The sequence below is a fragment of the Affinundibacterium baiyunense genome, assembly GCF_018139645.1.
GTDB classification, from domain to species: domain Bacteria; phylum Pseudomonadota; class Gammaproteobacteria; order Burkholderiales; family Burkholderiaceae_D; genus Undibacterium; species Undibacterium baiyunense.
Genome location: NZ_JAGSPM010000001.1, coordinates 566,299 through 590,931, shown reverse-complemented (window position 1 = coordinate 590,931; position 24,633 = coordinate 566,299). Strand labels below are relative to the sequence as shown.

Below are 24,633 nucleotides of genomic sequence, written 5' to 3'. Positions count from 1 at the left end.
GCTTTTTTAAAGTAATCGAGCAAATAATGCTGGTGCCCACGGAGGGACTCGAACCCCCACACCCGAAGGCACATGGACCTGAACCATGCGCGTCTACCAATTCCGCCACGTGGGCAACGGAGACCAAGATTATAAAGTAATGCCTCACAAAGTCAATGTATTAAAAGTAGTGCCCGCTAACAGAAAGCATGTTATCCGCCCGCTTTTTTATCGATAGCAAAGATAATCTGCGTATCAATTGCAGATAAGCAGTAGATCTGTAGCGAGCTTTTTGCAAAGGCTAGGTATTTTTAAATTTACCCGATAAACTATGTTTATCTACTGACGGTTGTATAGTGTTGTAGCCTTAATCAATTACAAAGAGATCTCAACGTTTTGAATAAACATCTTTATTCCATCCCAAGTCGAGAAGATATTCTTGGCATCTTGCGCGCTTCAAAAACAAGTTTGAAGATAACATCGATTGCAAAAAAATTAGGCGTAAAACCTGAGGAGATCGAAGGCATGGCGAAAAGGCTCAAAGCAATGGAGCGTGAGGGACAAATTGCTCAAGATAAGGCTGGTAATTTCACTGCGTTGTCACAAGAAAATCTGATCGTCGGAAGGGTAAGTAGTCATCGTGATGGGTATGGTTTCTTGACGCCGGATGATGGAAGTCCAGATCTATTTTTGCCCGAACGTGAGATGGCGCGTATTTTAAACGGTGACCGTGTTAGCGCACGGGTTGTCGGCACCGATCGCAAGGGTCGTTTAGAGGGAAGTGTTTCGGAAATTCTTGAGCGTGCTAATACCCATATTATTGGTCGCTTGATTCAGGAAAACGGTGTTTGGTTAATTGCGCCAGAAGACAATCGCATCAATCAAGATATTTTGTTAGCTGGTGCGCCCGGTAAAGCTAAGGCAGGACAAGTAGTTAGTGTCGAATTGGTTGAGCAGCCAACTAAATACTCTCAGGCACTTGGAAAAATCGTTGAGATTCTTGGTGAGATTGATGATCCTGGAATTGAGATCGAAATCGCGGTGCGAAAATTTGGTGTGCCACACGAATTTTCTGATGCTGCACAAAAAGCAGCAAGTAAATTGCCGTTTGATGTTGGTGCCAAAGATCTTGAAGAGCGAGTTGATCTGCGTGATATCGCATTGGTGACGATTGATGGCGAAGATGCCCGCGACTTTGATGATGCGGTGTATTGTGAACCTTGCAAAATTGGCCGAGAAAAAGGATATCGTTTGTTGGTGGCAATTGCCGATGTCAGTCATTACGTCAAGCCGAATGACGCAATTGATCAGGATGCGTTATCGCGTAGTACTTCTGTGTATTTTCCGCGTCGCGTGATTCCCATGTTGCCGGAAAAATTATCAAACGGCCTGTGTTCTTTAAATCCCAATGTCGATCGATTGACCTTGGTTTGCGATATGGTGGTTTCACTTGATGGTGAGGTTACGGCGTATCAATTTTATCCAGCGGTCATTCACTCCGCTGCGCGTTTTACTTATACAGAAGTCGCCGCAATTTTAGGAAACACCAAAGGACCTGAGGCCAACAAGCGACTCACTTTAGTGCCACATTTACTGCATCTTTATGAAGTGTTTCAAGTTTTATTGAAAGCACGTCATCGTCGTGGCGCAATTGATTTTGAAACTACCGAAACTTATATCGTCGCCAATGCGGCTGGCAAGATTGAGAAAATTTTGCCACGCACACGCAATGATGCGCATCGCTTGATCGAAGAGTGTATGTTGGCTGCCAATGTTTGTGCCGCGAGCTTGTTACAAGAATATGATCATTTTGGTGTGTATCGTATTCATGCGGGTCCTACAAAAGAAAAATTGACACAGGTGCGCAATTTCTTGCGTCAAGTTGGCTTGAATTTGACTGGCGGCGATTCGCCTTCCGCATCGGACTATGCGCAATTGATGGAAAAAATTAAGAGTCGACCAGACTCGCAGTTATTGCAGACGATGTTGCTGCGTTCTATGCAGCAAGCTGTATATAGCCCAGATAATATTGGTCACTTTGGATTGTCGTATGACGCGTATGCGCACTTTACTAGCCCAATTCGCCGGTATCCCGATTTGCTGACTCATCGAGCGATTAAGGCGATTTTGCAAGGCAAAAAATACGAGCCTAAAGGTATCGATACGAGTATTTTAAACACCACAATTTCAAATGCAGCCCGCAAGCAAATGGCCGCGGATCGTGCGGCAGGAAAAGAACGTCAGCAAAAAGAACAAACGATTTGGGATATGTTGGGAACTCATTGCTCTGCGAATGAGCGGCGCGCCGATGAAGCTTCGCGCGATGTGGAAGCCTGGCTCAAGTGCTATTACATGAAGAGTAAATTGGGTGAAGAATTTACTGGCACGATTTCTGGTGTGACTCAATTTGGATTGTTTGTGCAGCTTGATGAAATGTTCGTTGAAGGTTTAATTCACATTACCGAACTTGGCGCGGACTATTTCCAGTTTGACGAAGCACGACATGAATTGCGTGGTGAACGTAGTGGAAAACGTTATCAATTAACCGATAAAATAAAAGTAGTCGTTAGCCGCGTAGATATTGATGCAAGAAAAATTGATTTGTCTTTGGCGACAAGTGCGATACCGAATCGATATCCAAAAACACGTGAATTAGAAGAAGTTGCTACGACACGCCAAACAAAGCGTGCTGCGACTAGTAGAACCGCCAGTACGGCAACAGCTAAAACGCAAAAAGAGCTTGCTACGTATGTAGATGTATCGTCGAATAAAACAAAACGTAAAAAAGCGAGCGCAGCAGCGGTACGTAACGAGCGTAAATCCAAATCGGTGCAAAGCACGCGTAAAAAGCGCTGATGCTGTCTGTTACAACTGACATGTAGTAGTGCACGCATATTGAATGAAAGCACATTGGTATTTTAATTCCACAAACTTGTGTAGCGAAGAATACATCGGTGCAAGTGGTGAAGTATTTCAAATGTGATTTTTAGTGTGATTGAGAATTAAACCAGTAAGAGAATGAAATAATGAAAAGTAAAATGATTTTTGGCTTCCATGCCGTGACTTCCCGTATTCGTCATGAAGCGTCTTCAGTTGAAGAAATTTATGTTGATAGCGATCGTTCAGATCGCCGTATGCAAGAATTGATTCATGCTGCCAGATCTGCAGGAATTCGAATTATTCAAGCAGATGATCAACGCTTATCAAATATCGTTGGTACTCGTCGGCATCAAGGTGTTGTTGCAAAAGCAGGTGAATTATCGCTTGCCCGTAATTTGGATGAATTATTGGATGCGATTGAAGGTCCACCTTTGTTGTTGATTTTAGATGGTATTACTGATCCGCATAATTTGGGTGCATGCTTGCGTGTTGCTGATGGTGTTGGTGCGCATGCAGTGATTGCGCCAAAAGATCGTGCTGTCGGTTTAAATGCCACCGCAGAAAAAGTGGCAAGTGGCGCAGCGGAAACGGTGCCATACATTACTGTGACCAATTTAGCGCGAACCATTCGTGATTTGAAAGAGCGCGATATTTGGATTATTGGAACCTCAGATGATGTTGAAAAAACGATTTACGACGTCGATTTTAAAGGTGGTATCGCAATTGTGATGGGCAATGAAGGCGAGGGTATGCGTCGTTTAACCAGAGAAAACTGCGATATGCTGGTACAAATTCCTATGTTGGGTTCAGTAGAAAGTTTAAATGTGTCAGTGGCGTCAGGCGTTTGTTTATACGAGGCACGACGTCAACGTATAGCAGTACAAGCAGCAAAATAAGCAGCAAAATAAGTAGCATTTTCCCTCTGCATCACATGTTTTGTTGTGCCTAATATCAAGAAATATGTGATGTCCAGCGTCATTTTTAAAAAAACATTACACTGCTGTTTGTTTTTCCGCATGTGCGCTTCTGCACAGACTCACCTCATTTGATTTAGTACCATGTTTAAGCAACTACGCGAAGATATCGCCAGCATTATTCAACGTGATCCTGCAGCTCGTAATACCTGGGAGGTAATTACTTGTTATCCAGGCCTGCAGGCGATTGTGATGCATAGTTGGGCACAATGGTGTTGGACGCATGGCATGAAATGGCTAGGGCGGTTTATCGCCCACTTAGCACGTATTTTTACCGGCATCGAGATTCATCCAGGCGCAACCATAGGAAAACGCGTCTTTATTGACCATGGCTTTGGTGTAGTGATCGGTGAGACTGCCGTAATTGGTGATGATTGTACGATTTATCAGGGAGTGACTCTTGGTGGTACTTCTTTGACCAAGGGCGCTAAACGTCATCCGACCTTGGAACAAGGCGTGATTGTAGGTGCGGGTGCTAAGGTATTGGGCGGATTTACGGTTGGTGCGGGAGCCAAGATCGGCTCAAACTCCGTTGTGATTAAGCCTGTTCCTGCGGGCGCGACTGCGGTTGGTAATCCTGCCCACATTGTTCAGTCAAACAAAGATAAAGATGCAGAGAAATCGTCATTGAGCTTTAGTGCCTACGGCCTTAGTGCGAATGGTGACGATCCAATTTCTAAGGCGTTCCGCCAACTGACTGAGCATGTGTGTTCACAGCAAGAGCAAATCGAAAATCTACGCGCTGCGATCCAAGTTGCTGGAATTGTTTGTGAGAAATCGCTCAATGAAAAACGTATTGATGCGGAAGAGATTTCGCAATTAGTCGATTAGCTTGCTGGAAGATTTTTCATTGTAGTTTTTTGAAAAAATGAACATGTCGGTATCGACAGTAAATTAGAAATGGATGCCTGATCGTGACTCTGCATGATTAGGCTTTGTGTAGTAAGATCCAATTATTAACTTACTATGTTTTGGTGTGTTGATTGTCCGATAGCCAGGCAGTCGGTTGGTAGCCGCGGTACAATAGCGTTTGTTTGATTTTCTGCTGCCTTGCCATTGTGAATTCTCCCATTATTCCCTCTCGTCGTATCTCTGTAGCCCCCATGATGGATTGGTCTGATCGCCATTGCCGTCTGTTTCATCGCTATATTTCTCGTCATACTTGGTTGTATACCGAGATGGTAACGACTGGTGCAATTTTATATGGTGATCTAGGTCGTCATTTAGATTTCAACGAGGAAGAGCATCCTGTCGCGTTACAGTTAGGTGGTAGCGAACCAGCGGATTTGGCAAGTGCTGCGAGGCGTGGACAGGAGTGGGGTTACGATGAAATTAATCTAAATTGTGGCTGCCCTTCTGAGCGCGTACAAAAAGGCGCATTTGGCGCATGTTTGATGGCCGAGCCGCAGTTGGTTGCTGATTGTGTCAAAGCGATGCGTGACGTGGTGGATATCGATGTCACCGTGAAGCACCGAATTGGCATCGATCAAGTTGACTCGTATGATTTTGTTCGTGATTTTGTTGGGCAAGTCGCCGATGCGGGTTGTAAAACGTTTATCGTGCATGCACGAAACGCGATTCTTAAAGGTCTCTCACCAAAAGAAAATCGCGAAGTGCCTCCACTGAAATATGACTACGCTTATCAATTAAAAAAAGATTTTCCGAATCTTGAAATCATTATCAATGGCGGTATTAAGACGGTAGAAGAGATTGATACACACTTATTACATGTAGATGGCGTGATGTTGGGACGTGAGGCTTATCATAACCCCTATGTCATGAGTAGCTTTGATCAACGATACTACGGCGATCAAGCTCCATCGCGTTCACGCGAACAAGTTGTGTTAGCCATGATACCTTATATTTCTGAACAGCTAAGCAAACATGGTGATGGCGGAAAAGGTCTGAAGTTAAATAGTATTACGCGACACATGTTAGGTCTGACATTTGGTTTGATCGGTGCGCGTGCGTTTCGCCAAACCTTGTCCGATTCCAAAAAACTTGCCGATGGAAATCCGCAATTGTTGATGGAAGCTTTGCTTAAAGTGAAGGACGCTAATCCGGATTTGTTGGTCTAATTTACTTAGCAATTTGGTCGTTCTACTTCCAATATTGGTGAAAAATTTACAGGTGCAATGCCTGTAAATTCACCCACACTCGGCAGTGCTGATATTTCATAATTGATTTAATTCTGTATTTGCTTAGTTAGCTAGCATCATTCAAGCGCTCTCGGAATAGTCCGGCAATTAAGTCAGATTGCGTGACGATGCCGACTAGTTTTGCTTGTTCGTCGATAATTGGAATGTGATGCATGCCAGCATCTGACAGCATAGGTACCAAAAACGCAATGTGGGTACCGATACCGGCAGTTAATACAGAAGTAGTCATAATCTGCCCAACAACTTGTGGGCGACCCGACCTTAGTTCTGTTGTGCTTTGAATTAATTGCCTTAGCTTGATTTCATAATCTTGATACACATCGAGATTTGCGTGCTTCATAAAATCGATCAGCGTCAGAATCCCAATCACCTTTTGGGTATCATCGACCACCGGCAGGGCTTTAATTTTATGCTTGCGTAAAAGTTGCCATGCTTCTTCCAATGGTGTCTCATACGTGATTCTCACGATGTCGCGAGACATAATGTCAGCGCAGGTGATAGCTTGAAAGCGACGTTGATAACTGTGCATTTCAGCCTGCCGAAATAACTTTTCTAGATTATCGCGATTGATATCTAGCACTTCATTAAATTGGTTGATAGCGAAATCTAAGTCTTCTGATTTAAATCCTAAGCGCTCACCCGGTGCTAGATCGTTTGTCTTGTGAAGATTTTTCGCTTCGGTATGAATATGAGGATAGCGATGTTTTGTTAGATTGTTGAAAATTAAAGCCATGATGAGTAACACCACCGAATTCAAAGCCACAGGCGAAATGATGTAAAGAAAACCTTGTGCTTGAATACTAGGCCCGCCTAAGACGGCTGATAAAGCGATGGCTCCACCAGGAGGATGCAGACTGTTGCTCGCAAACATCGCTGCCGTCGCTAATGCAACTGCGATGGCCGCCGCAAATGGAGTATTTCCTAATAGACTGGCGCAACCAACGCCGACTGCGGCTGAAATGGTGTTACCTAGTAGAATAGACCAAGGCTGAGCGAGTGGGCTAGATGGAAGTGCAAAAAGAAGTACCGCAGACGCACCCATCGGAGCAATCAAAAAAGGCAGCTCACTGCCGCCTCCTAATGTTTGATGGCTAATCAATCCGGTTATTAATATTCCTAGTAGAGCGCCACCACTTGCACGTATTCGCTCGATCAAATTAATTTGAATTGAAGCGGGAACAATAGACGTGAACATGTGCCTGATGCGCATAAATAACATAGAAAAATTCATATTAGTCTCGCGCGCTATCCGCTTCAAACACGCGTCCGAGCACCTGCTTCAAGTGACCAACTTGATCTTGATGAAGTTCGGCAATTTGATTGACTAACTGGTCTCCCTTTTTTGAGAGGTGGATTTCAACTCGGCGTTTGTCGATTCGGCTGACTCGACGTGTAAGTAAGCCTGCTTTTTCACATCGAGTCACCAGCGTAACCACCCCGTGATGATGAGATTGAAGTCGCTCAGCGAGTTCGCTAATGCTGGCCCAGTCTCGTCCTGGATAGCCTTTTATTTGTAATAACAATAAATACTGCAGCACCGTAATTCCATGCTGCTGTGTTATCTCCTCACTAAATCTCAGAAAAATTCTTAGCTGGTAACGAAAGTCGGCTAGTTGCTCGAAGTCGTGTTTGTTTAGTTTTTTCTGCATCTTCGCGCTTCGCTTTTCCATGAATGAACTTTTATGATGATGTTGTTTGTGACCGATTAGCCCTAATTTTTCTTGTGCTAAAACAATATTTGAAGGGGCTGGAATGCTATTTTATATCACGCTGTGATATAAAAAACTAAGATGTTGGAATCTGATTCAAGTGAGTTTTGGCGTTAGCCTGAGATTTTGTCTGCTGTCGATATCAATTTTGGAGTAGGGCTCATCGATGCATCTTGTTTCAAATAAACAAGTTAAGTAAATCAAATGAAAAAATTTCCAATTCATCCCAAGAATCCAGAGCGAATTTGTTGGGGATGCGATCTGTATTGCCCAGCGAATTCGATGGCATGTGGAAATGGCGCGGATCGCACGGCGCATCCTGTCGAATTGTTTGGTGAGAATTGGTCAGATTGGGAGCCTAGTCGTCCTGAACAAGTTATCAAGTTAGCGCCCAAGCATGAAATTGATTCTTAGCTAAGGCATACTTTCTTGAAAAAAGCTTTATGTATCGTATTCATGAAAGTCGTAAGAATTTGTAATAAATGAATTCGACTCAGTACAAAATCATTATAGTCATCATGTTTGTTGAGTTTGTTGTAATCCTAATCTCGATAGGATGTTAGCCCGCTGAATTTGAGCGGGCTTTTTTTGTCCTTTGTTAGGAATATTACTAGTCCTATAAAACGGAAAGTATTTGCCTGAATTGGTAATTTCTCGTATAATGCGAGGCTCACTTGATAGCGATGCTATTAAATGATTCAGTGGTGGTCGTAGCTCAGTTGGTAGAGTCCAGGATTGTGATTCCTGTTGTCGTGGGTTCGAGCCCCATCGTCCACCCCATAGAACACGTAGTAAAACAAAGGGTTATAGATTTCTATCTATAACCCTTTTTTGCTTTTTTCGGAAGATGAAAATCTTATTTCGGAATAGCATTTAAATGCACCACTTCAGGTACTACAATGTATCGTCTGATGATGAATGCTCACTCGTATTGGAGTTCATCCTAGCATTCCAAAGTCATAACTTGGTCATAAATCTTTAGTATGATAAGTTAACTGCTGTACACACAACCGATATGTGTGACGGTGGCTAGGTCGGTACTACCCGGTTTTTCCGGGTAGTTCACCACCTCAAATTCCCACTTCAGTAGTATCAAAATTCATGCCACATCAGACAATTCCGCTTCGTCTTTGCTTGCGGTCAGGCTATGCTCGATATATAGTCAATTTTTTTTTCCTCTTCGGAACACTTGATTATGCGCAAACTAAAAATTATTTTGTTCAGTAGTCTTTTTATGTGCTTGACGACGTCAACGTTTGTTGATGCGCAAATCTCAGAGCCTGCGCAAGAAGTGCAGCGCACTGGCTTGAACTTGATCGGTAAGGTGATGAATTCTCGAGCGCAGTTCCTTGATGAACAATCGGCATTTGATTTACTACGCAAGCATCGTTATGTTTTTGTCGGTGAAAAACATGATAATCCTGCGCACCATCAATTAGAACGACGTTTTATTCAAGAGCGATTTGCCGATGCGAATAGAAATAATCAGGGGCGAGTGGTATTTGAAATGCTGGATAATAGCCATGAAGCTGCGATTCGCCAGTTGCAAGTGGAGACTAGTCTAGATCAAATGAAGCAAATCTTGAATTGGCCAGAGAAGGGCAGTTGGGATTGGCGAATTTATGGACCAAACTTTCATGAAGCATCGAAGCGATCAGCATTGGCTTTTGGTAATATCGATAGAGCGTTTATTAGCGCGGTGTACAAAAATGGTGAGAAAAATTTTGTCGGTGTGGAGCGGTTCGCTACTGCGCTTAATCCACCAGATTTTTTGAGAGACTATTTACTCGATCAAATTTTTTCTTCGCATTGTGGCATGCAAAGCCGCGAAACTTTGACACCTATGTTACACATTCAACTAGCAAAAGATGCCAGCATGGCCACTGCGATGCTGCAAACCGACGCTGCGATGTTAATCGCAGGTGGTGAACATGTTCGTGCGGAAACCGGCGCGCCTTGGCATCTACGTAAGAAAAATCCGCAAGCAGATGTACTCATTATTCAAATGATTGAAGTGCAAGCAGATTCTATCGATCTTGATGCTTATATCAAGAAGGCAGGTAAAGCCGATCTCTATTGGTTTACCTCGGCAACAGAAAGCAAAGATTATTGCGCTGGGGTAAAGGGTAAGGCTGCTCAGTAAGATCTCTTTAAAACTGAATCATTAAATACATCGATAGAATTTCTTCGATTAATAAAAAATGGCGCGCAATAATGATAATTGAGCGCCATTTTTATTTTCGCTTTGTACTTGATCAATGTCGACCAAGCTTGCAAGAACTAGCGAATCAAATTCGCTAATCCCATGCTTAATTTACGCGACGTTCAAATGTCATTTGTTCGATTTCAACGCGACGATTTGGTTCTAAGCATTTGATCAAATCAGCACGTTTTTTGTTATTACAAGTTACTACTGGGTTTGCTTCACCCTTACCAACTGCATTCAAGCGATTTGCAGAAACACCTGCATTCACCAAATAGTCACGTACTGCGGTAGCGCGTTTTTCAGACAATTTTTGATTGTATTTATCTGAACCTAAGCGATCAGTAAAGCCGCTGATCACCACGTTTGACACAGATGGAGATGCTTTTAAAGCAGTTACGATTTCATCTAGTTTTGCTTGTGTTGGCGCTAATACGGCACTATCAAAAGCGAATAATTCGGTTGATGATAAAGTGTATTTTTCAAATTTTGGTGCTGGCGGTGGCGGTGCAACCGGTGCTGGTGCAGGTTCTGCCACTGGAGCTGGAGCAGGTGCTGGTGCAACCACAGGAGCTGGTTTTGCTACCTTATCAAAGAAATAGTTCAAACCAACAGAAGCATAGGTTGTGTACGCGCGATTAAAATTGTACTCATTGCCGCTTACGTAAGCCATGTTGCGACGAACATCTGCTTGGAATGTCAATTGCTCGGTCAGCGCAGCTTGTAAGCCAATGCCTGCGCCGATGAATGGGGAACTCTTGGATTTGGTTTTCAATGCATTCGACAATTTGTCATGCTGTCCACCAACACTAAACAACAAGAATGGGCGAACTGCTTCGCGAGACTGCAAATACAGTGCATCAACACTCAACAAGTTTTGTGTGTATTTGGTGCCAGCTTGCTTGGTGCGTGCCGCAATACCACCTAACTGAAGATCCCAGCTTGGATTGATCATTTTGCCGAAGCGCAGTCCTAAACCTTGACCATCTTTAGTTAAACCAAAACCATTGTCTGTGTTGGTGTAGTTAAGACTTGGTGCTACATACCAAGATGGATTGGCTTCTACCGTTTGTGCTACTGCTGGGATAGCACAAGCACTGCCGATTAAAGCGATAGCTAAAGCGATTTTTTTCATCTGTCTTCCTTTACGATTAGTTAAGTTTATCTTTGGGTGTGCATGCTTGTATAAGCAGCCTATGCAATACAAAAATTTGAAGTTGCGAATTGTATAGGATTTTAAGTTGGCGGATCGTCAAACATTGTTAAAGCTTCGATAATGATTTTAGATTGATCAAGTGTTTTCTCTGCAAAAATTTGGTATGCTGCGGCACCCATTCTCATCACACGCCCATTTCACAAAGTCTTTCATGAATCAAAGTCTGCCACTCGTCTGGGGTTGGATCACAACACCGCTAGAACTCTGTTCGTTTGTATTGGCAATCATCACGGTTGTGCTGAATATCAAGCAAATACATTGGGCTTGGCTGTTCTCAATTCTGTCTTCTGCTTTGTATGGCTTGGTGTTTTTTGACGCAAAGTTATATGGCGATAGCGGTTTGCAAGTTGTGTTTATTTTGGTTTCGGTGTGGGGTTGGTATCAATGGTTGCGACATGGTGAAAACCAAGAGAGCTTAGCTGTTACACGAATGCAGACTTCACAACGCGTGTTGGCAATGTTTGCCTGGATTGTAATTTTCGTCGTCTTATATTTGTTATTGAAACTAGCGACCGACACTGACGTAGCAATTGCAGATGGTTTCTTAACAGCGGGGAGCTTGCTCGGGCAATTACTACTCTCAAGAAAAAAACTTGAAAATTGGTATGTTTGGATTGTGGTCGATGTAATGTATGTCGGGCTGTATTTGTATAAAGGATTGATGCTTACTGCTTTGCTTTATGCGATTTTTGTGATTCTCGCTATTGCTGGTGCGCGTGCTTGGCGCGCGGTATGCAAGCAGGAACAAATCAGCTAACTGAAAAACGAGTGGTAAGCACATGAAAAGCAGGATATGACTGAAAAAACGAACACACCATTAGTGCAAAAAATCGCAATTCTTGGCGCAGAATCTTCTGGTAAATCGCAATTGGCAGATGCTTTGGCGCATCATTATCAAACCGTTTGGGTACCTGAATATTTACGCGAATTTGTTGAGAAAAATGGGCGTGTCCCGCAAGAGTCTGATCAATTACATATTGCGCAAGTTCAGTTGCAGCAGGAACAGCATTTGCTAGATAAAGCGCATCATTGGTTGTTTTGTGACACGACACCTTTGATGACTGCCTTGTATAGCCGCTTTTATTTTAAACAGGTCGATGCAGAATTGCAGCGTTTGGAGCAAATGCATAACTACGCATTGACCTTGGTCACGGCGCCAGATTTTCCTTGGATTGCTGATGGACTGCAGCGCGAATCACCTGAAGTACGTCAGCGAATACACGAAGATTTAGTCGATACCTTGGATGCACGTGGCATCCCATTTGTTTTGGTCGAAGGTAGCTTGCAACAACGTTTGGAGCAAGTAAAGTTCACCTTAGATTTTTTGAGTTAGTTTTTCAATTTAAATTTTAAAAATTGTAAGTTTTAAAAGCTAAAAAATTAAATCAAAATATATTGAAGCTAAGTTCGATTTGAATAAAAAACGCCCCGCACATTTTTTATGGCGGGGCGTTTTGTTTATAAATAGCTTGGCAAAGAAATTAGTGAAGAAATGCGTCTTACATGCAAGTCGAATGACTGACTATGCTAATACAGCTAACGCAATTAGCTGTTTTCTAGCAAGCTCTTCAATTGTTCTAAGCGAGAAGGGTGGCGCAGTTTTTTCATCGCTTTCGCTTCGATTTGACGAATCCGTTCACGTGTAACGTCAAACTGATTACCAACTTCTTCCAAAGTATGATCACTTGCCATCTCTAAACCAAAGCGCATACGCAAGACTTTTGCTTCACGTGGGCTCAAGGCATCGAGGATCTCTTTGAGCTTGCCTTGTACCGAAGCCTGCATCGCCGCTTGCATTGGTGACAGCGTGATATTGTCTTCAATAAAGTCGCCCAGTTGTGAATCACCATCGTCGCCAATTGGCACGTCTAGCGACACTGGTTCTTTGGCGATTTTCAAGATCTCACGTACTTTGATCTCTGGTAAATCCATTTTCTCTGCAATCAATGCTGGATCTGGCTCTGTACCATTTTGTTGTAAGCATTGGCGTTTAATGCGATTCAACTTGTTAATGGTTTCAATCATATGAACCGGTACGCGAATGGTCCGCGCTTGATCTGCAATCGCGCGCGAGATCGCTTGGCGTATCCACCAAGTTGCGTAGGTTGAAAATTTGTAGCCGCGGCGATACTCAAACTTATCGACTGCTTTGAGTAGGCCGATATTACCTTCTTGAATAAGATCCAAAAATTGCATGCCGCGATTGATGTATTTCTTGGCGATTGAAATTACCAAGCGCAAATTGGCCTCGGTCATCGCTGCTTTGGCGTCACGGGTACGCTTCTCCGCAGAAATCATTTTCTTATGAATCGCGCGTAAATCACTAAGTGGTATTTTCGCCGACTCTTCCAGCACGATTAAGCGTCCCTGCAGTTCTCGCGCTGCATGAATGTGCCGCTTCAGAACGGCGCCATACGCTTCGCGTGATTCCATCTCTTGTTCTAGCCAATCTCGATTCGTCGCATTTTTGATGAAATGCGTGACGAAGTAGGCGCGTGGCATACCACAGCGATCTACCAACAATTCAAGCATGCGCTTTTCGGTTTGACGTAGTTCTGTCATTTGCTTGCGCAAAATGTCGCACCATTTTTCAGTTGTCTTTACGCTAAAACGGATGCTTTCCATTTCTTTTGCAACGTTTTCTTGCGCATGTTGATATGCTGGTGATTGATAAGCATTCTTTTCAATCTGCGCAAACATATCGTCAAAGCTGGTCTTGATCGCCGCAAATTTTTCTAGGGCAGTCGCCTTCATTTGCGCTAACTGTTCCGCACTTAGGGTATTGCTTGTTTCTGCCGCACCGCCTTCTTCATCGTCTTCTTCCTCTTCATCGTCGTCTGTATTCGCTAAGATGACTGGAGCAGGAATATCTAAGCTGTCTGGCACATGAAAGCCATCGATAATATCGTCAATGATCACATCATCGGATTTGACTTTTTCTGCGGTGACTAAAACTTCTTGGATCACGGAAGGGCATGCAGAAATAGCTTGCAGCATGTCTTTTAAACCGGATTCGATGCGCTTAGCAATCTCGATTTCACCGCTGCGAGTCAGTAATTCTGCGCTACCCATTTCACGCATGTACATGCGCACAGGATCTGTGGTGCGACCAAAATCTGAATCTACGGTCGATAATGCGACCGCTGCAGTGGCCTCGGCATCGTCATCGCTAACTGAGCTGGCGACATTGTCAGATAGCAGTAACATGGTTGCGTCTGGCGCTTGATCGTACACCGCAATGCCAACATCATTTAAGGTGCTGATAATGCTTTGTATCATCTCAGGATCATCAACGTTTTCTGGCAGATGATCATTAATTTCAGCATGGGTTAGATAGCTACGATCTTTACCAAGTTGAATTAACTTGGTTAGGCGTTGGCGGTATTCTTCCAGCTGCTCTTTGCTTGCACTGCTGGCGGTTGCCTTGCCTGATTTTACTCGCGCAGCGCGCTTTAATTCAGCCGATTCCAATGCGTTAAACGCATGGATTTCTTCGTTATACACTTGCGGTGAAGATGGTTTGCGTCCACGACGCGCTGCTTCTTTTACCGTAGGAAATGCGTATGCCGAAGTGTCAATTTCTGCTGTAGCTGTTGACGGTGTATCGCTAATAATTGGTGCTTTTGCGATACGCACTTTGGCTGCTGTCTTCTCTACTTGTGTAGATGCTTGAAGTTGCGGCGTGATTGATGGCGCCGCGAGTGCATTCGCTTCTTTGGCTTCAGAGTCTGGAGCTGGCGTTTCCGATGCTTGCGCATCAGTGTCTGCACTAGTCAACTTCGCAATGATTTTCTTTTTCTTTACTTTGATAACTGGCGCTGGGCCAGTACTTAAGTTGGCTGCACTAGACAGTAAATTGCTGTACTCATCATTCATATCGTTCGCTACTTCAGTTGTAGCAGTAGCAGTAACGTCGTCAGTCGCGACATGATTTGCGCTCTCAGCGGTATTGTCGGATGTTGCTTGCTCTTGCTCTTGCGCTTTCGCTTTCGATTCGCTCACAAGCATGGTCGTCTCATTTGTGCTGGAATCGGAAGAGTCGGATGAAGATGTTTCCACCGCATTGACCACTGCCAAGCGTGAGCGTCGTTTCGTTACGACAGTAACTGATTGAACTTGCGTTTTGATGATCTCGCCGGATTCAAGCTCAGGCGATTCGGTCAAGACTGGCAAGGCAAATGTGCGCGTCTCCGCTTGAACTACTGGCGTCTTTGTTTTTGTGATGGAGAGCGGTTTGCCTAATTTGAGTGTCTTAGAAGCTGGAGCGACAGTCGTAGTGCTAATGTGCGATTCGGATGGTGTTAAGCTGTTTTTCATGTAACAAATCAAGTGCGACAACAAATGCCAATCAAGTTTGGATGGCAACAACAAAAGCAAAAGTAGGAAACTTAGCAAATACAGTGTTCGAATCGAGCAGTAGAACTAAATCGTTAAGCTCGTCAAACACACTGAATCAATTAAATAAAAAACCCGCAATTGCGGGCGAGAGAATTAAATTGATTTTTTTGCGTATTTTTATGCGAGGTCGGGATTATCCACGGCTTACCTGTTCTTGACAAGTATTACCGTACTTTTGTTCTAGGAGTTTTACCTAAATTTACTTAGTTTCACCTAATGCAATGGAAAAAACAATAATCAAGTTTTCCATGATGTTGGATGCAGTATCGTGTTCGCAATACGTACAATGTAAAGTGTCTTACTTGTAAATTAGCTGATGGCCTTGGTGATTCTGCATGAAATCATAGAGGAAAAGCATGAGCCTTGTTACAATAGCTGCTTTATTGCGGTGAGTCTGATTTGCAGCCCAAGAATTTAAAATGATTTTGCTTAGCAGTGAGACTAAGCTTAATGTTTGACTTTCTCTTGCGCTAAAAATCAAATGATTTTTAATGTGCGGATAAGCCGACTGATTTTTCGACTCACAATTTACCACTTTCATTTTTAGATCATGATTGATATCCAACTACTTCGTAAAGACATCGACGCTGTCGCTGCGCGTTTAGCGACGCGTAAATTTGTATTAGATGTGCAGACTTTTAATACTTGGGAAAATGAGCGCAAGCAAATTCAAATGCGTACTGAAGAATTGCAAGGCAAGCGCAATTCCTTATCCAAGCAAGTAGGTATGTTGAAAGGCAAAGGCGAGGATGCTTCCGCGGTAATGGCAGAAGTAGCGGCAATTGCAGATGAGTTGAAGTCCTCGGAAATTCGCTTGGCGGAAGTGCAAACTGCATTAAGCAATTTCATGTTGACGATTCCAAATTTGCCAGACGAATCGGTGCCAGTTGGTGTTGATGAAACAGGAAATGTGGTGGTGCGTAGTGTTGGAACGCCGCCTAGCTTTTCTTTTGTGGTAAAAGACCATGTCGATGTTGGTGCAACGTTGGGGCTGGAGTTTGATGTAGCGGTCAAATTAACAGGCTCTCGCTTTGCGGTATTGAAAGGTGGCATTGCACGCTTGCACCGCGCCTTAGCGCAATTTATGCTCGATACGCAAACTTTGGAGAACGCTTACACCGAGCATTACACCCCTTACATGGTGAATGCGGATTCTATGCGCGGCACTGGGCAATTGCCGAAATTCGAAGAAGATTTATTCGCCGTGAAAAAAGGTGGTCAAGATGGCGAAGGCGAATCGCTGTACTTGATCCCGACCGCGGAAGTCACCTTAACCAATACCGTTCGCGATGAGATTTTGCCTTTAGAGAGCTTGCCTATCAAAATGACTGCGCATACACCGTGCTTCCGTTCAGAGGCAGGAAGCTATGGTCGCGACACACGTGGCATGATCCGCCAGCATCAGTTTGATAAAGTGGAATTGGTACAAGTTGCCCACCCTGAAAAATCTTTTGAAGCATTGGAAGAAATGGTTGGGCATGCAGAAATGATTCTGAAAAAATTAGGCTTACCATATCGTGTGATGAGTTTGTGTACCGGCGACATGGGATTTGGCGCGACCAAAACTTATGATTTAGAAGTTTGGTTGCCTGCACAGAATACCTATCGTGAGATTTCATCTATTTCGAATATGGGCGCATTCCAAGCGCGTCGTATGCAAGCACGCTTCCGTAATGCGCAAGGCAAAACAGAGTTCGTGCATACTTTAAATGGATCTGCGTTGGCAGTGGGACGGACTTTGGTTGCTGTATTGGAGAATTATCAGCAAGAGGATGGCAGTGTGATCGTGCCAGAAGCCTTGCGTCCATACATGGGCGGCATCGAACGCTTACTGCCTAAGGCCTAACCGCAAGCATAACGAGAAGCACCTAAGGTAGAAAATAAAAAACCCATCTGAGTGATGGGTTTTTTTATTGGGTAGCAATTTATTGGTTTTCTATCCGATTATTTGACCAGATAGAGCAAAATAAAACAAAACTTCATCCAAACTTAGCTCGGTAATGCGATTTCGTTATTCACGCTGAATTGATAATCACGGAATACATGTTCTGCTGACAGCAATTCAAAACTTCCATCTGGCAATTGGCGTGTTGTGTCTTTCAAGCGATAAGTTGTTTGTCCGCAGGTCCAGCACTTGAAGTTACGCATGTGTGTGCATAAACACGTTTTATCCATCACTTTGAAATCTTTATTGTCTGGATTTGCTTCTACCTCACGATTGTAAGCATCGATGTAGGAGCAACTGCCATTGCCATCCAACAGATAACCATAGGCTTCGCAACCCGGACGAATGTTCGAGCCAATGGCAGGCGTGTTGCTCAACATGCGCATTGGATAACCAGTTGGTGAAATCGTGTTAACGATGATTTGCTCTTCTTGCGCCTTGAAGTATTCTTGCTTGACATCATCGGGCAATCCGCACTCTTTAGTCACGGTGAAGCGAGTTGCAACCTGAACGCCACCTGCACCAGCTTCGAGGAAGGAAACGGCATCACTTCCAGTAAAGATACCACCCGCAGCAATCACGGGAATCGCGAGGTTTTCATCTTTTAAATACTGTAAAACTTCGGCAACGATGGTGTGCAAATCATATTTCGCCCAATCCAATCCAAAGCCTAAGTGACCACCCGCTAAAGGTCCTTCGACAATCACGTAATCTGGCAAGCGATTGAGTTTTGCATTTTTACGTAAGAACAATTGTAGTGCTCGCACCGAAGACACGATGATCCCCAGTTTTGCGTCGCGGAAGCGAGGGTGATCTTCGATCAAGCCAAAAGAACCTAAATGCAAACCAGCGCTCAAGGTGATGCCATCAATCCCAGCATCTAGTGCAGACGCTAAGCGCACGCGCAAAGTGTCGCGCGGACCGTTCATCGTTAATTTTTCCATGCAGTTGACGAAAATCATACCATCGCCTTGCTTGGCTTCCATTGTGCGACCAACATGTAATCTAGTTGCTTCTGCTAACAGATCTAAATCAAATTTGATATCCGTTTTATCGGAGTTGTTGATGTTGTATTTGTACAGTTTCGTCTTGTCCTTAATGAAACTGGTATCAAAGCGACGATCAGAAACATCGTGAACCAAGGCGTCAGAAATATGGCCGATGCCATTTAAACGTGCCGCTACTAATGCTAATTCTGCTGTTGAAATATCCACGCCCATGCCACCAATCATAATCGGGACAAGTTCATGTTTGCCTAGGCGCAGGCGAAAATCATCTACACGTTTCATTATTTTCCTTGGACAACTTGATATTGAAATTATGTCGCAGCGCAGTTAGTTTTTATCGTTGATTTGCGCATTCTCTATTTGCGTATGTTTTTGTTTGTATCGACCTAGTTAAATGAAATTTTATGCACGTTTCAATCTAGCTTAATCGACGGAATTTCGATCGAGGTTCTTAAATAGAATTCGATTTCTAATTCCGCTGGTATTTATTGCCAAAGCCACACCACAAATTTCTACAGGCGCAATTCTACCCTAGGTGCTCTTTTTTGGGCTTGTCGTCTTTGAAAAACCCATGATTATTAGGGTTTTCTATGCTTTTCTTTAACGCAGATCAGTTTCATTGCGTGATTATTGCAGCTTAGTACGTTGCTGCGCTCTGTTACAATGCACGTTTTGGTGACAGTTAAATTGTGTCCCTTTACTTAATTCAACTCTTATTTATATGCAAATTTCTCAAGATTCTGTAGTCACCTTGAACTACACCATGTTCGACGAGCAAGGCAATTTGATCGATAAAAATCATGATCCTATCGTGTATTTGCACGGTGGTTACGACAATATTTTGCCTGCGGTTGAAGCTGCTCTTGAAGGGCAAACTGTAGGTAAGACTATTTCTGTTTCTATGGAGGCAGATGATGCGTTTGGACAAATTGACCCAAGTTTAATTCATGAAGAAGATGTTGGTTTATTCCCACCTGATTTAGAGGTTGGCATGATGTTTGAGACGCGTGATCCAGAAACGGGAGAGGCTGCGCAATTTCGTGTCACGGCGATTGATGCTGGCTTGGTCACAGTTGATGGTAATCACCCATTAGCAGGAATGAAATTGCGTTTCGAAGCAGAAATTTTAGCGGTTCGTCCTGCAACCGAAGAAGAAATTGCCCACGGTCATGTGCATGGTGAGCACGGTCATCATCATGATGATTAATTGGCTTGGCTAGATTGCGCTCGCTTTGATTGGCTTTCAATCAGCTGATTTGAAAATGTTGCGGCTAATTGATGCAAGCCGCGAGTCGAGCGAGTATGTGAGCTGGTAAATGATTGAGATTATGCTTTGGTGTGTTGTCTCTCCTTAGCTAACTCTCGGTGTTGGATTGTTTTTTCAAACAAACCCACCACATATTAATTCAATGACTTTCATCGTGAGGCAATTAGACATGAAAGACTATTATTTTATTCTCGGTGTCGCCACCAACGCGAGTTTAGCCGACATCAAAAAAGCTTACCGAGTTAAAGCCGCGGAGTTTCACCCCGACCGTAATAGTTCGGAATTGGCTCCAGTAAAGTTTCATGCGGTTAAAGAAGCGTATGACGTGCTTTCTGATGAATCCGCGCGCGCATCTTATGATGAAAATCGTCGGCGTAATTTACTAGAGTCGCCATTAGAAACAGCGACCGAAATTTGGAAGAATTATTTGTCAGGAGTGATGCAGTGAAATTTTCACGCTATTTTCAAGAATTAATGTTGGCATACAAAGCAGAGTTAGATGATTTACGTTCTGATTCTGAAGGTAAAGATGTGATGCGCCATCGATTAAAAGAGAAGCGTGAGCAATTACGCTTCTTGCTACCAATGATGACGAGCAATCCCGAAATGTTGGCGCCTGCTTTTCATGAGGCATTTCTTTTCATGAATCCCTTAAGTTTTGAAGCGCTTGCATCCAAAGAAGCCAGTAAGCTGCCAACTTGGAAGAGTTTGGCTGCTGCGGTGAAGCTAGAGCCGTGGGCAGAGAAGATGGCGCAAATGGTGCTGGCGGAAGAGGGGGGCGATACTTTCTTGGTGACGGCTGCCTGCCTGGAATATTTAAGCCGCAGCCACCATACGCGAGCGATGGCAACAAGTAATGAAGACGATGCTAGCGATGATGAATCACAAGAAGAAGCTGACATGTATGAGCAAGGTGATCTCGATGGTCACTATGGTCGTCATGGTCGCGATGATGGTGATGACGGTGACGATGTAGATCTGGAAGAGGCTGGTATGGATTGGTTAGCAGAGCAAGGATTTGATCGCAAAGATTAAACGTAGCTGTGCTATTGATATCTTGTCTTGATCAAACATTGAGTGAAAAAAAAGGAATAAAAATGAGTGTCCCAGCTTTAATTGAAGCGCAAAATTTGATCCAGCTAGGTGATATTGCAGGCGCAGAACATGCATTGGCAAACTTGGCGGAAACCGAAGGTGATCAAGCATTGGTTGCTGCTTTGGATGAATTTCCTGCAAAAGATTTGCTTGCGATTATTCGCGAATACGATGCGTCAAAAGAGTCATTGGTGAATCTATTGGTGACACCTGAACAGTTTGCGCAAGCAGTGGTGCTAGAGAAGCGCTATGCTGATCTGACGCATGAACAATTGCGAGGCATGATTAATTCGGTGATTTTTCGTGATGGTGCTGATGCCGCCGAATTTTTATACGAAATTGCAGAGGTGGAGGGCGGCTACGATGCATTAGCGGATTATCTGCAAGATCGCACGCAGATGGTGGAACATTTCTATCGCTATGCGACATTTGATTTGTATGAATATGGCGATGAAAGTAAAACCCAAGCGATTGATGATGATTTGTTGAGTTTGACGCGCGATACTGAGACACGTGCTTCTGCCGTGGATAGAGCAAGTGTTGAAGATCATGATTGGATGGAAGTCACCTATCTGCTGCGCTATGAATTACCTGAGATTTTCCGTGAAGTTTTGATGAAATTGCGTGCGCGTTATCAAGTGTATCTACGCAATTTGCAAAACGATGAATTCGCTGAATCTCCGGTCGCAGAAGAAAGTGATGACGAGGAAGTTGATGCACCTAAAAAGAATAATGACGATGGCGATGATGACGACGAAGAGTCTGCTTTGTAAGCTAGGGAATAAGCTAATTTGATTATGTCTGAAACTCAACAAGCTATTGCAATATACGATGACCGTCCTTTTTTTGAGACGGCGCTACGTCATGGTTTGCGATTTGCTATCATCAGTCGCGCAAAAATTGAGGCGATTGATGCAGAGGCACCAAAAGGCTTGGTGCAGATCGCTGATGCCTTTGGTAGTAAATATTTGCGTCCCGAGCTTGAGACCGCACGTAAGCGTATCGTCAATCTTGCTAGTCTTTATTTGCTTGAAACCTCAAAAGGTGATTTGGACATTGCAGCCAAATTAATTCGCGATAATACCTTCTTGACTTTGTCACGCGGCGGTTCTGGTTTGCTCAAGACCTTACATGCGATGCCTGAGTATGCATTGTTAGGGCGAGAGCAGAAATCGCCAGTAGAAGAGTTTTTAGAAGTGTGGTCTTTAAAAGATAAGCCTAGCGAATATAGAAACTTGCTTGCTCACCGTCAGCAAAATGCATTGGAGATTGAAGCTGCATTGTGGTTCGCGCGCTCAATGGATTTAACGCAAGCCGAATTGCAAGAAGACGATGCGGAAGCCAGCGGCGTTATTCGATCTGGTATTTTGAAACTTTTAATTGGTGATGGCGATGCACCGATTGAAAATCAAGTTGAATTCGCTCAAATTATTGAGGCGATACGCGCTCAAGCAAAAAGTAAAACGAAAGCGAAGAAATCTGCATTATTCGATGTAGAACAAGCGAAGTCGCTGCTTCTGGATGTGGATATTCCAAGCAAGTTTCATCCCCTGTGTTTGCAAGTATTAGATGAAATTCTCAAGCGTGATTTGGTATTGATATTGGATCTAAAGCATTCGCTCGATCGCCTTGTGTTTGAGCTGAAAGAGCGCTATTTCATTTGTGCTCACGAGATGGAAGATACATCGGATTACGATGCCTTGGTTTCTAAAGAATGGTCGAAGCTCACTAAAGGGAAAACCGATATCGATTCTTTGCTTACCTTATTGCTTTGCGTCGCAACAGATGTGCCTGCGAAGACAAGTTTGCCAGAGAAAACGGCGAAGCAGATTGTAAAGAAAGTGCGAGAACAAGGTTTGGATGTTCAGAAGGCAAATGCATGGATCAAGCAAACCGCTCCACACGAAAAACAAGAGGGCTTACTCGCTGATTGGCAAGAATTTGCTGACGAAGCGCAAACCTATCTGGTTGATGACTGGGATACGAACTACAGCGGCGCCCTTCGATTTTTGCAAGAGAACTGTCACATTCTTAAGCCAGTAAAGAAAGCCACTCCATAGCAATTGAAGCGCGCTCCCTGTGTACTGAGTGCGCAGGTTTTTTGATAAATCAACGATGTGCTCAATTTGAAAAAATTGAACTAACGATGTGTGTGACAGCTTGTTGTATGCACATCGATTTTTATTGAATTTTATAAGCCGTAAATTGACGTAATAAATCGGTAGACTTTGCTTGAATAAATGTTGAACTGGGTGCTGAACTTGGTTTTGAAATGGAAGGTTTGAATTCAAGATTGAATTCAAACTTAGCAGGGAAGATTTTGAAGATTGGTCGGGACGGCAAGATTCGAACTTGCGACCCCATGCACCCCATGCATGTACGCTACCAGGCTGCGCTACGCCCCGACTCGAAGGCTTGCATTATAGGACATTTGCGAATGTTTCGTCATCAAAAAAGTGTCGAACTTGCATATTTTGCCGCTGAACATTTTGTAAGACATCTGATCAAATTACTAAATTGCCATAGATTATCGTTCCCTACAAAAATAGTCATTCTTAATTGACTTTAATGATTGTCAGAGTCGGTGAAAAGCAGTCACAATAATGCTATGCGTATGACAGATGCGCAAATTCCTTCTTTGTGTTTATCGGAACACTTACTTACTAAGAGATGATTATGTCGATAAAGATTAGCCAGAACTTTGATGCGGGTGCGATTGAAGTTGTTAGCACGCTTGATGTAGAAAATATTCAATTGAATCTGCGTCAAGATTCCAACGCGGAATTTATGCAGTGGTTCTACTTCCGATTACAAGGTGCGCGTGATCAAGATGCTTGTATTCGTATCTTAAATGCGGGTGCCGCTACCTATCCTGATGGTTGGGAAAATTATCGCGCTGTTGCTAGTTACGACCGTGAGAATTGGTTCCGAGTTGAGACTGAGTTTGATGGCAAGGTAATGACGATCAAACATACGCCAGAAACTGATAGTGTTTATTATGCGTATTTTGAACCGTACAGCTGGGAGCGTCACCTCGCCTTGTTGGGAAGTGTTGCACAGTCTGAACAAGTGCGTGTGGAAGATTTAGGAAACACCGTTGATGGTCGTGACTTAAATGTCGTTGTGGTTGGTAATCCATCTGCGGAAAAGAAAGTGTGGATCATTGCTCGTCAACATCCAGGCGAAACAATGGCCGAGTGGTTGGTAGAAGGTACGCTTAATGCACTGTTAGACTTGGCGAATCCAATTGCCCGTGCGATTTTGGATAAGGCAGTTTTGTATATTGTTCCGAATATGAATCCAGACGGCTCGGTTCGCGGCAATTTGCGTACGAATGCTGCAGGCGCCAATTTAAATCGTGAATGGATGACGCCATCAATTGAGACAAGTCCTGAAGTTTACTATGTGAAGAAAAAAATCGAAGAAGTAGGCTGTGATTTGTTCTTAGATATACATGGTGATGAAGGCTTGCCTTATGTGTTTGTCGCTGGCAGTGAGATGTTGGAAGGTTTTAGTGAGAAGCAAAAGCAAGAACAAGACGCGTTTGTTCAGAGCTTCTGTGCAGCAAGTCCGGATTTCCAAACTCAGTTCGGCTATGAGGCAAGTAAGTACAACGAAGATTTGCTGAAGTTGGCATCGAAGTACGTTGGACATACTTTTAAATGTGTCTCGTTGACCTTGGAACTGCCATTTAAAGACAATGCCAATATGCCAGATCTGGAAGTTGGTTGGGATGGCGCCCGTAGTATGAAATTAGGTGAGGCGATGTTGCAGCCTATTTTGACTGCATTGAAAAACTGA

At 43.6% G+C, this 24,633-nt stretch carries 20 protein-coding genes and 3 tRNA genes; 16 read left to right on the top strand and 7 right to left on the bottom strand.

Annotation, left to right across the window (positions count from 1 at the left end):
• Positions 1 to 30: 30 nt before the first annotated feature.
• Positions 31 to 115: transfer RNA gene (locus KDM92_RS02585), tRNA-Leu, on the bottom strand.
• 260 nt (positions 116 to 375) lie between these two features.
• Between KDM92_RS02585 and rnr the strand changes: the two genes are divergently transcribed.
• The 4 genes from rnr to dusA all read left to right on the top strand — a co-directional run bounded on the left by rnr (position 376) and on the right by dusA (position 5,911).
• A complete protein-coding gene (gene rnr, locus KDM92_RS02580) occupies positions 376 to 2,835 on the top strand; it encodes a ribonuclease R (protein ID WP_212682859.1) in 2,460 nt (819 codons plus the stop codon).
• A 170-nt stretch (positions 2,836 to 3,005) separates the two neighbouring features.
• The gene (gene rlmB / locus KDM92_RS02575) at positions 3,006 to 3,755 is read left to right on the top strand and encodes a 23S rRNA (guanosine(2251)-2'-O)-methyltransferase RlmB (protein WP_212682858.1); all 750 of its coding nucleotides are present in this window, start codon (positions 3,006 to 3,008) and stop codon (positions 3,753 to 3,755) included.
• A gap of 162 nt (positions 3,756 to 3,917) precedes the next feature.
• Positions 3,918 to 4,664, top strand: coding sequence for a serine O-acetyltransferase (cysE, locus tag KDM92_RS02570; protein WP_212682857.1), 747 nt, complete (start codon positions 3,918 to 3,920; stop codon positions 4,662 to 4,664).
• Positions 4,665 to 4,891: 227 nt separating this feature from the next.
• Positions 4,892 to 5,911 carry a tRNA dihydrouridine(20/20a) synthase DusA gene (gene dusA, locus KDM92_RS02565; RefSeq protein ID WP_329603115.1) on the top strand — a complete coding sequence of 340 codons (1,020 nt, stop codon included), beginning with the start codon at positions 4,892 to 4,894 and terminating at the stop codon, positions 5,909 to 5,911.
• 127 nt (positions 5,912 to 6,038) lie between these two features.
• Here dusA and KDM92_RS02560 read toward each other — a convergent pair whose 3' ends face one another.
• A complete protein-coding gene (locus KDM92_RS02560; RefSeq protein ID WP_230408120.1) occupies positions 6,039 to 7,223 on the bottom strand; it encodes an HPP family protein in 1,185 nt (394 codons plus the stop codon).
• Between the two features lies 1 nt (position 7,224).
• Positions 7,225 to 7,662, bottom strand: coding sequence for a MarR family winged helix-turn-helix transcriptional regulator (locus KDM92_RS02555; protein WP_212682856.1), 438 nt, complete (start codon positions 7,660 to 7,662; stop codon positions 7,225 to 7,227).
• Between the two features lie 243 nt (positions 7,663 to 7,905).
• Between KDM92_RS02555 and KDM92_RS02550 the strand changes: the two genes are divergently transcribed.
• The 3 genes from KDM92_RS02550 (at position 7,906) to KDM92_RS02540 (ending at position 9,844) form a co-directional block, all read left to right on the top strand.
• Positions 7,906 to 8,115, top strand: a complete 210-nt coding sequence (locus KDM92_RS02550) for a DUF3079 domain-containing protein (RefSeq protein ID WP_212682855.1) — start codon at positions 7,906 to 7,908, stop codon at positions 8,113 to 8,115.
• Positions 8,116 to 8,405: 290 nt separating this feature from the next.
• Positions 8,406 to 8,481: transfer RNA gene (locus KDM92_RS02545), tRNA-His, on the top strand.
• A gap of 415 nt (positions 8,482 to 8,896) precedes the next feature.
• Positions 8,897 to 9,844, top strand: a complete 948-nt coding sequence (locus KDM92_RS02540) for a ChaN family lipoprotein (RefSeq protein ID WP_212682854.1) — start codon at positions 8,897 to 8,899, stop codon at positions 9,842 to 9,844.
• Positions 9,845 to 10,010: 166 nt separating this feature from the next.
• Here the strand turns inward: KDM92_RS02540 and KDM92_RS02535 are convergent, their stop codons facing one another.
• Positions 10,011 to 11,039, bottom strand: coding sequence for an OmpA family protein (locus tag KDM92_RS02535; protein WP_212682853.1), 1,029 nt, complete (start codon positions 11,037 to 11,039; stop codon positions 10,011 to 10,013).
• Between the two features lie 232 nt (positions 11,040 to 11,271).
• Here KDM92_RS02535 and pnuC point away from each other — a divergent pair, with 232 nt between their 5' ends.
• Positions 11,272 to 11,877: a nicotinamide riboside transporter PnuC gene (gene pnuC, locus KDM92_RS02530; RefSeq protein ID WP_212682852.1), complete on the top strand. Its 606-nt coding sequence runs from the start codon at positions 11,272 to 11,274 to the stop codon at positions 11,875 to 11,877.
• A gap of 36 nt (positions 11,878 to 11,913) precedes the next feature.
• Positions 11,914 to 12,453, top strand: coding sequence for an AAA family ATPase (locus tag KDM92_RS02525; RefSeq protein WP_212682851.1), 540 nt, complete (start codon positions 11,914 to 11,916; stop codon positions 12,451 to 12,453).
• A gap of 212 nt (positions 12,454 to 12,665) precedes the next feature.
• Here KDM92_RS02525 and rpoD read toward each other — a convergent pair whose 3' ends face one another.
• On the bottom strand, positions 12,666 to 14,996 hold the full coding sequence (rpoD, locus tag KDM92_RS02520) for an RNA polymerase sigma factor RpoD (RefSeq protein ID WP_212682994.1): 2,331 nt from the start codon (positions 14,994 to 14,996) through the stop codon (positions 12,666 to 12,668).
• Between the two features lie 1,072 nt (positions 14,997 to 16,068).
• Here rpoD and serS point away from each other — a divergent pair.
• On the top strand, positions 16,069 to 17,364 hold the full coding sequence (gene serS, locus KDM92_RS02515; protein ID WP_212682850.1) for a serine--tRNA ligase: 1,296 nt from the start codon (positions 16,069 to 16,071) through the stop codon (positions 17,362 to 17,364).
• A gap of 143 nt (positions 17,365 to 17,507) precedes the next feature.
• On the opposite strand, the gene KDM92_RS02510 is transcribed toward serS, so the two are convergent.
• Complete coding sequence (locus KDM92_RS02510; protein ID WP_212682849.1) at positions 17,508 to 18,752, bottom strand: nitronate monooxygenase; 1,245 nt, start codon at positions 18,750 to 18,752, stop codon at positions 17,508 to 17,510.
• 439 nt (positions 18,753 to 19,191) lie between these two features.
• On the opposite strand from KDM92_RS02510, the gene KDM92_RS02505 reads away from it, so the two are divergent.
• The 5 genes from KDM92_RS02505 to KDM92_RS02485 all read left to right on the top strand — a co-directional run bounded on the left by KDM92_RS02505 (position 19,192) and on the right by KDM92_RS02485 (position 22,892).
• Positions 19,192 to 19,677 carry an FKBP-type peptidyl-prolyl cis-trans isomerase gene (locus KDM92_RS02505; RefSeq protein ID WP_212682848.1) on the top strand — a complete coding sequence of 162 codons (486 nt, stop codon included), beginning with the start codon at positions 19,192 to 19,194 and terminating at the stop codon, positions 19,675 to 19,677.
• 229 nt (positions 19,678 to 19,906) lie between these two features.
• Positions 19,907 to 20,185, top strand: a complete 279-nt coding sequence (locus KDM92_RS02500; protein WP_189344331.1) for a DnaJ domain-containing protein — start codon at positions 19,907 to 19,909, stop codon at positions 20,183 to 20,185.
• Positions 20,182 to 20,772, top strand: coding sequence for a hypothetical protein (locus KDM92_RS02495; RefSeq protein WP_212682847.1), 591 nt, complete (start codon positions 20,182 to 20,184; stop codon positions 20,770 to 20,772). Before KDM92_RS02500 ends, KDM92_RS02495 begins: the two co-directional genes overlap by 4 nt.
• A gap of 62 nt (positions 20,773 to 20,834) precedes the next feature.
• Positions 20,835 to 21,605: a hypothetical protein gene (locus KDM92_RS02490; protein ID WP_212682846.1), complete on the top strand. Its 771-nt coding sequence runs from the start codon at positions 20,835 to 20,837 to the stop codon at positions 21,603 to 21,605.
• Positions 21,606 to 21,629: 24 nt separating this feature from the next.
• The gene (locus tag KDM92_RS02485; protein ID WP_212682845.1) at positions 21,630 to 22,892 is read left to right on the top strand and encodes a hypothetical protein; all 1,263 of its coding nucleotides are present in this window, start codon (positions 21,630 to 21,632) and stop codon (positions 22,890 to 22,892) included.
• Between the two features lie 268 nt (positions 22,893 to 23,160).
• Here the strand turns inward: KDM92_RS02485 and KDM92_RS02480 are convergent.
• A tRNA-Pro gene (locus KDM92_RS02480) sits at positions 23,161 to 23,237 on the bottom strand.
• Between the two features lie 271 nt (positions 23,238 to 23,508).
• Here KDM92_RS02480 and KDM92_RS02475 point away from each other — a divergent pair.
• Positions 23,509 to 24,633: a M14 family metallopeptidase gene (locus tag KDM92_RS02475; protein WP_212682844.1), complete on the top strand. Its 1,125-nt coding sequence runs from the start codon at positions 23,509 to 23,511 to the stop codon at positions 24,631 to 24,633.

What these genes read in the sequence shown, in the direction of transcription:
- rlmB (WP_212682858.1), top strand. Translation starts at nt 3,006, where the DNA reads ATGAAAAGTAAAATGATTTTTGGCTTCCATGCCGTGACTTCCCGTATT.
- cysE (WP_212682857.1), top strand. Translation starts at nt 3,918, where the DNA reads ATGTTTAAGCAACTACGCGAAGATATCGCCAGCATTATTCAACGTGAT.
- KDM92_RS02560 (WP_230408120.1), bottom strand. Translation starts at nt 7,223, where the DNA reads ATGAATTTTTCTATGTTATTTATGCGCATCAGGCACATGTTCACGTCT.
- KDM92_RS02555 (WP_212682856.1), bottom strand. Translation starts at nt 7,662, where the DNA reads ATGGAAAAGCGAAGCGCGAAGATGCAGAAAAAACTAAACAAACACGAC.
- KDM92_RS02550 (WP_212682855.1), top strand. Translation starts at nt 7,906, where the DNA reads ATGAAAAAATTTCCAATTCATCCCAAGAATCCAGAGCGAATTTGTTGG.
- KDM92_RS02540 (WP_212682854.1), top strand. Translation starts at nt 8,897, where the DNA reads ATGCGCAAACTAAAAATTATTTTGTTCAGTAGTCTTTTTATGTGCTTG.
- KDM92_RS02535 (WP_212682853.1), bottom strand. Translation starts at nt 11,039, where the DNA reads ATGAAAAAAATCGCTTTAGCTATCGCTTTAATCGGCAGTGCTTGTGCT.
- pnuC (WP_212682852.1), top strand. Translation starts at nt 11,272, where the DNA reads ATGAATCAAAGTCTGCCACTCGTCTGGGGTTGGATCACAACACCGCTA.
- KDM92_RS02525 (WP_212682851.1), top strand. Translation starts at nt 11,914, where the DNA reads ATGACTGAAAAAACGAACACACCATTAGTGCAAAAAATCGCAATTCTT.
- rpoD (WP_212682994.1), bottom strand. Translation starts at nt 14,996, where the DNA reads ATGAATGATGAGTACAGCAATTTACTGTCTAGTGCAGCCAACTTAAGT.
- serS (WP_212682850.1), top strand. Translation starts at nt 16,069, where the DNA reads ATGATTGATATCCAACTACTTCGTAAAGACATCGACGCTGTCGCTGCG.
- KDM92_RS02510 (WP_212682849.1), bottom strand. Translation starts at nt 18,752, where the DNA reads ATGAAACGTGTAGATGATTTTCGCCTGCGCCTAGGCAAACATGAACTT.
- KDM92_RS02505 (WP_212682848.1), top strand. Translation starts at nt 19,192, where the DNA reads ATGCAAATTTCTCAAGATTCTGTAGTCACCTTGAACTACACCATGTTC.
- KDM92_RS02500 (WP_189344331.1), top strand. Translation starts at nt 19,907, where the DNA reads ATGAAAGACTATTATTTTATTCTCGGTGTCGCCACCAACGCGAGTTTA.
- KDM92_RS02490 (WP_212682846.1), top strand. Translation starts at nt 20,835, where the DNA reads ATGAGTGTCCCAGCTTTAATTGAAGCGCAAAATTTGATCCAGCTAGGT.
- KDM92_RS02485 (WP_212682845.1), top strand. Translation starts at nt 21,630, where the DNA reads ATGTCTGAAACTCAACAAGCTATTGCAATATACGATGACCGTCCTTTT.
- KDM92_RS02475 (WP_212682844.1), top strand. Translation starts at nt 23,509, where the DNA reads ATGTCGATAAAGATTAGCCAGAACTTTGATGCGGGTGCGATTGAAGTT.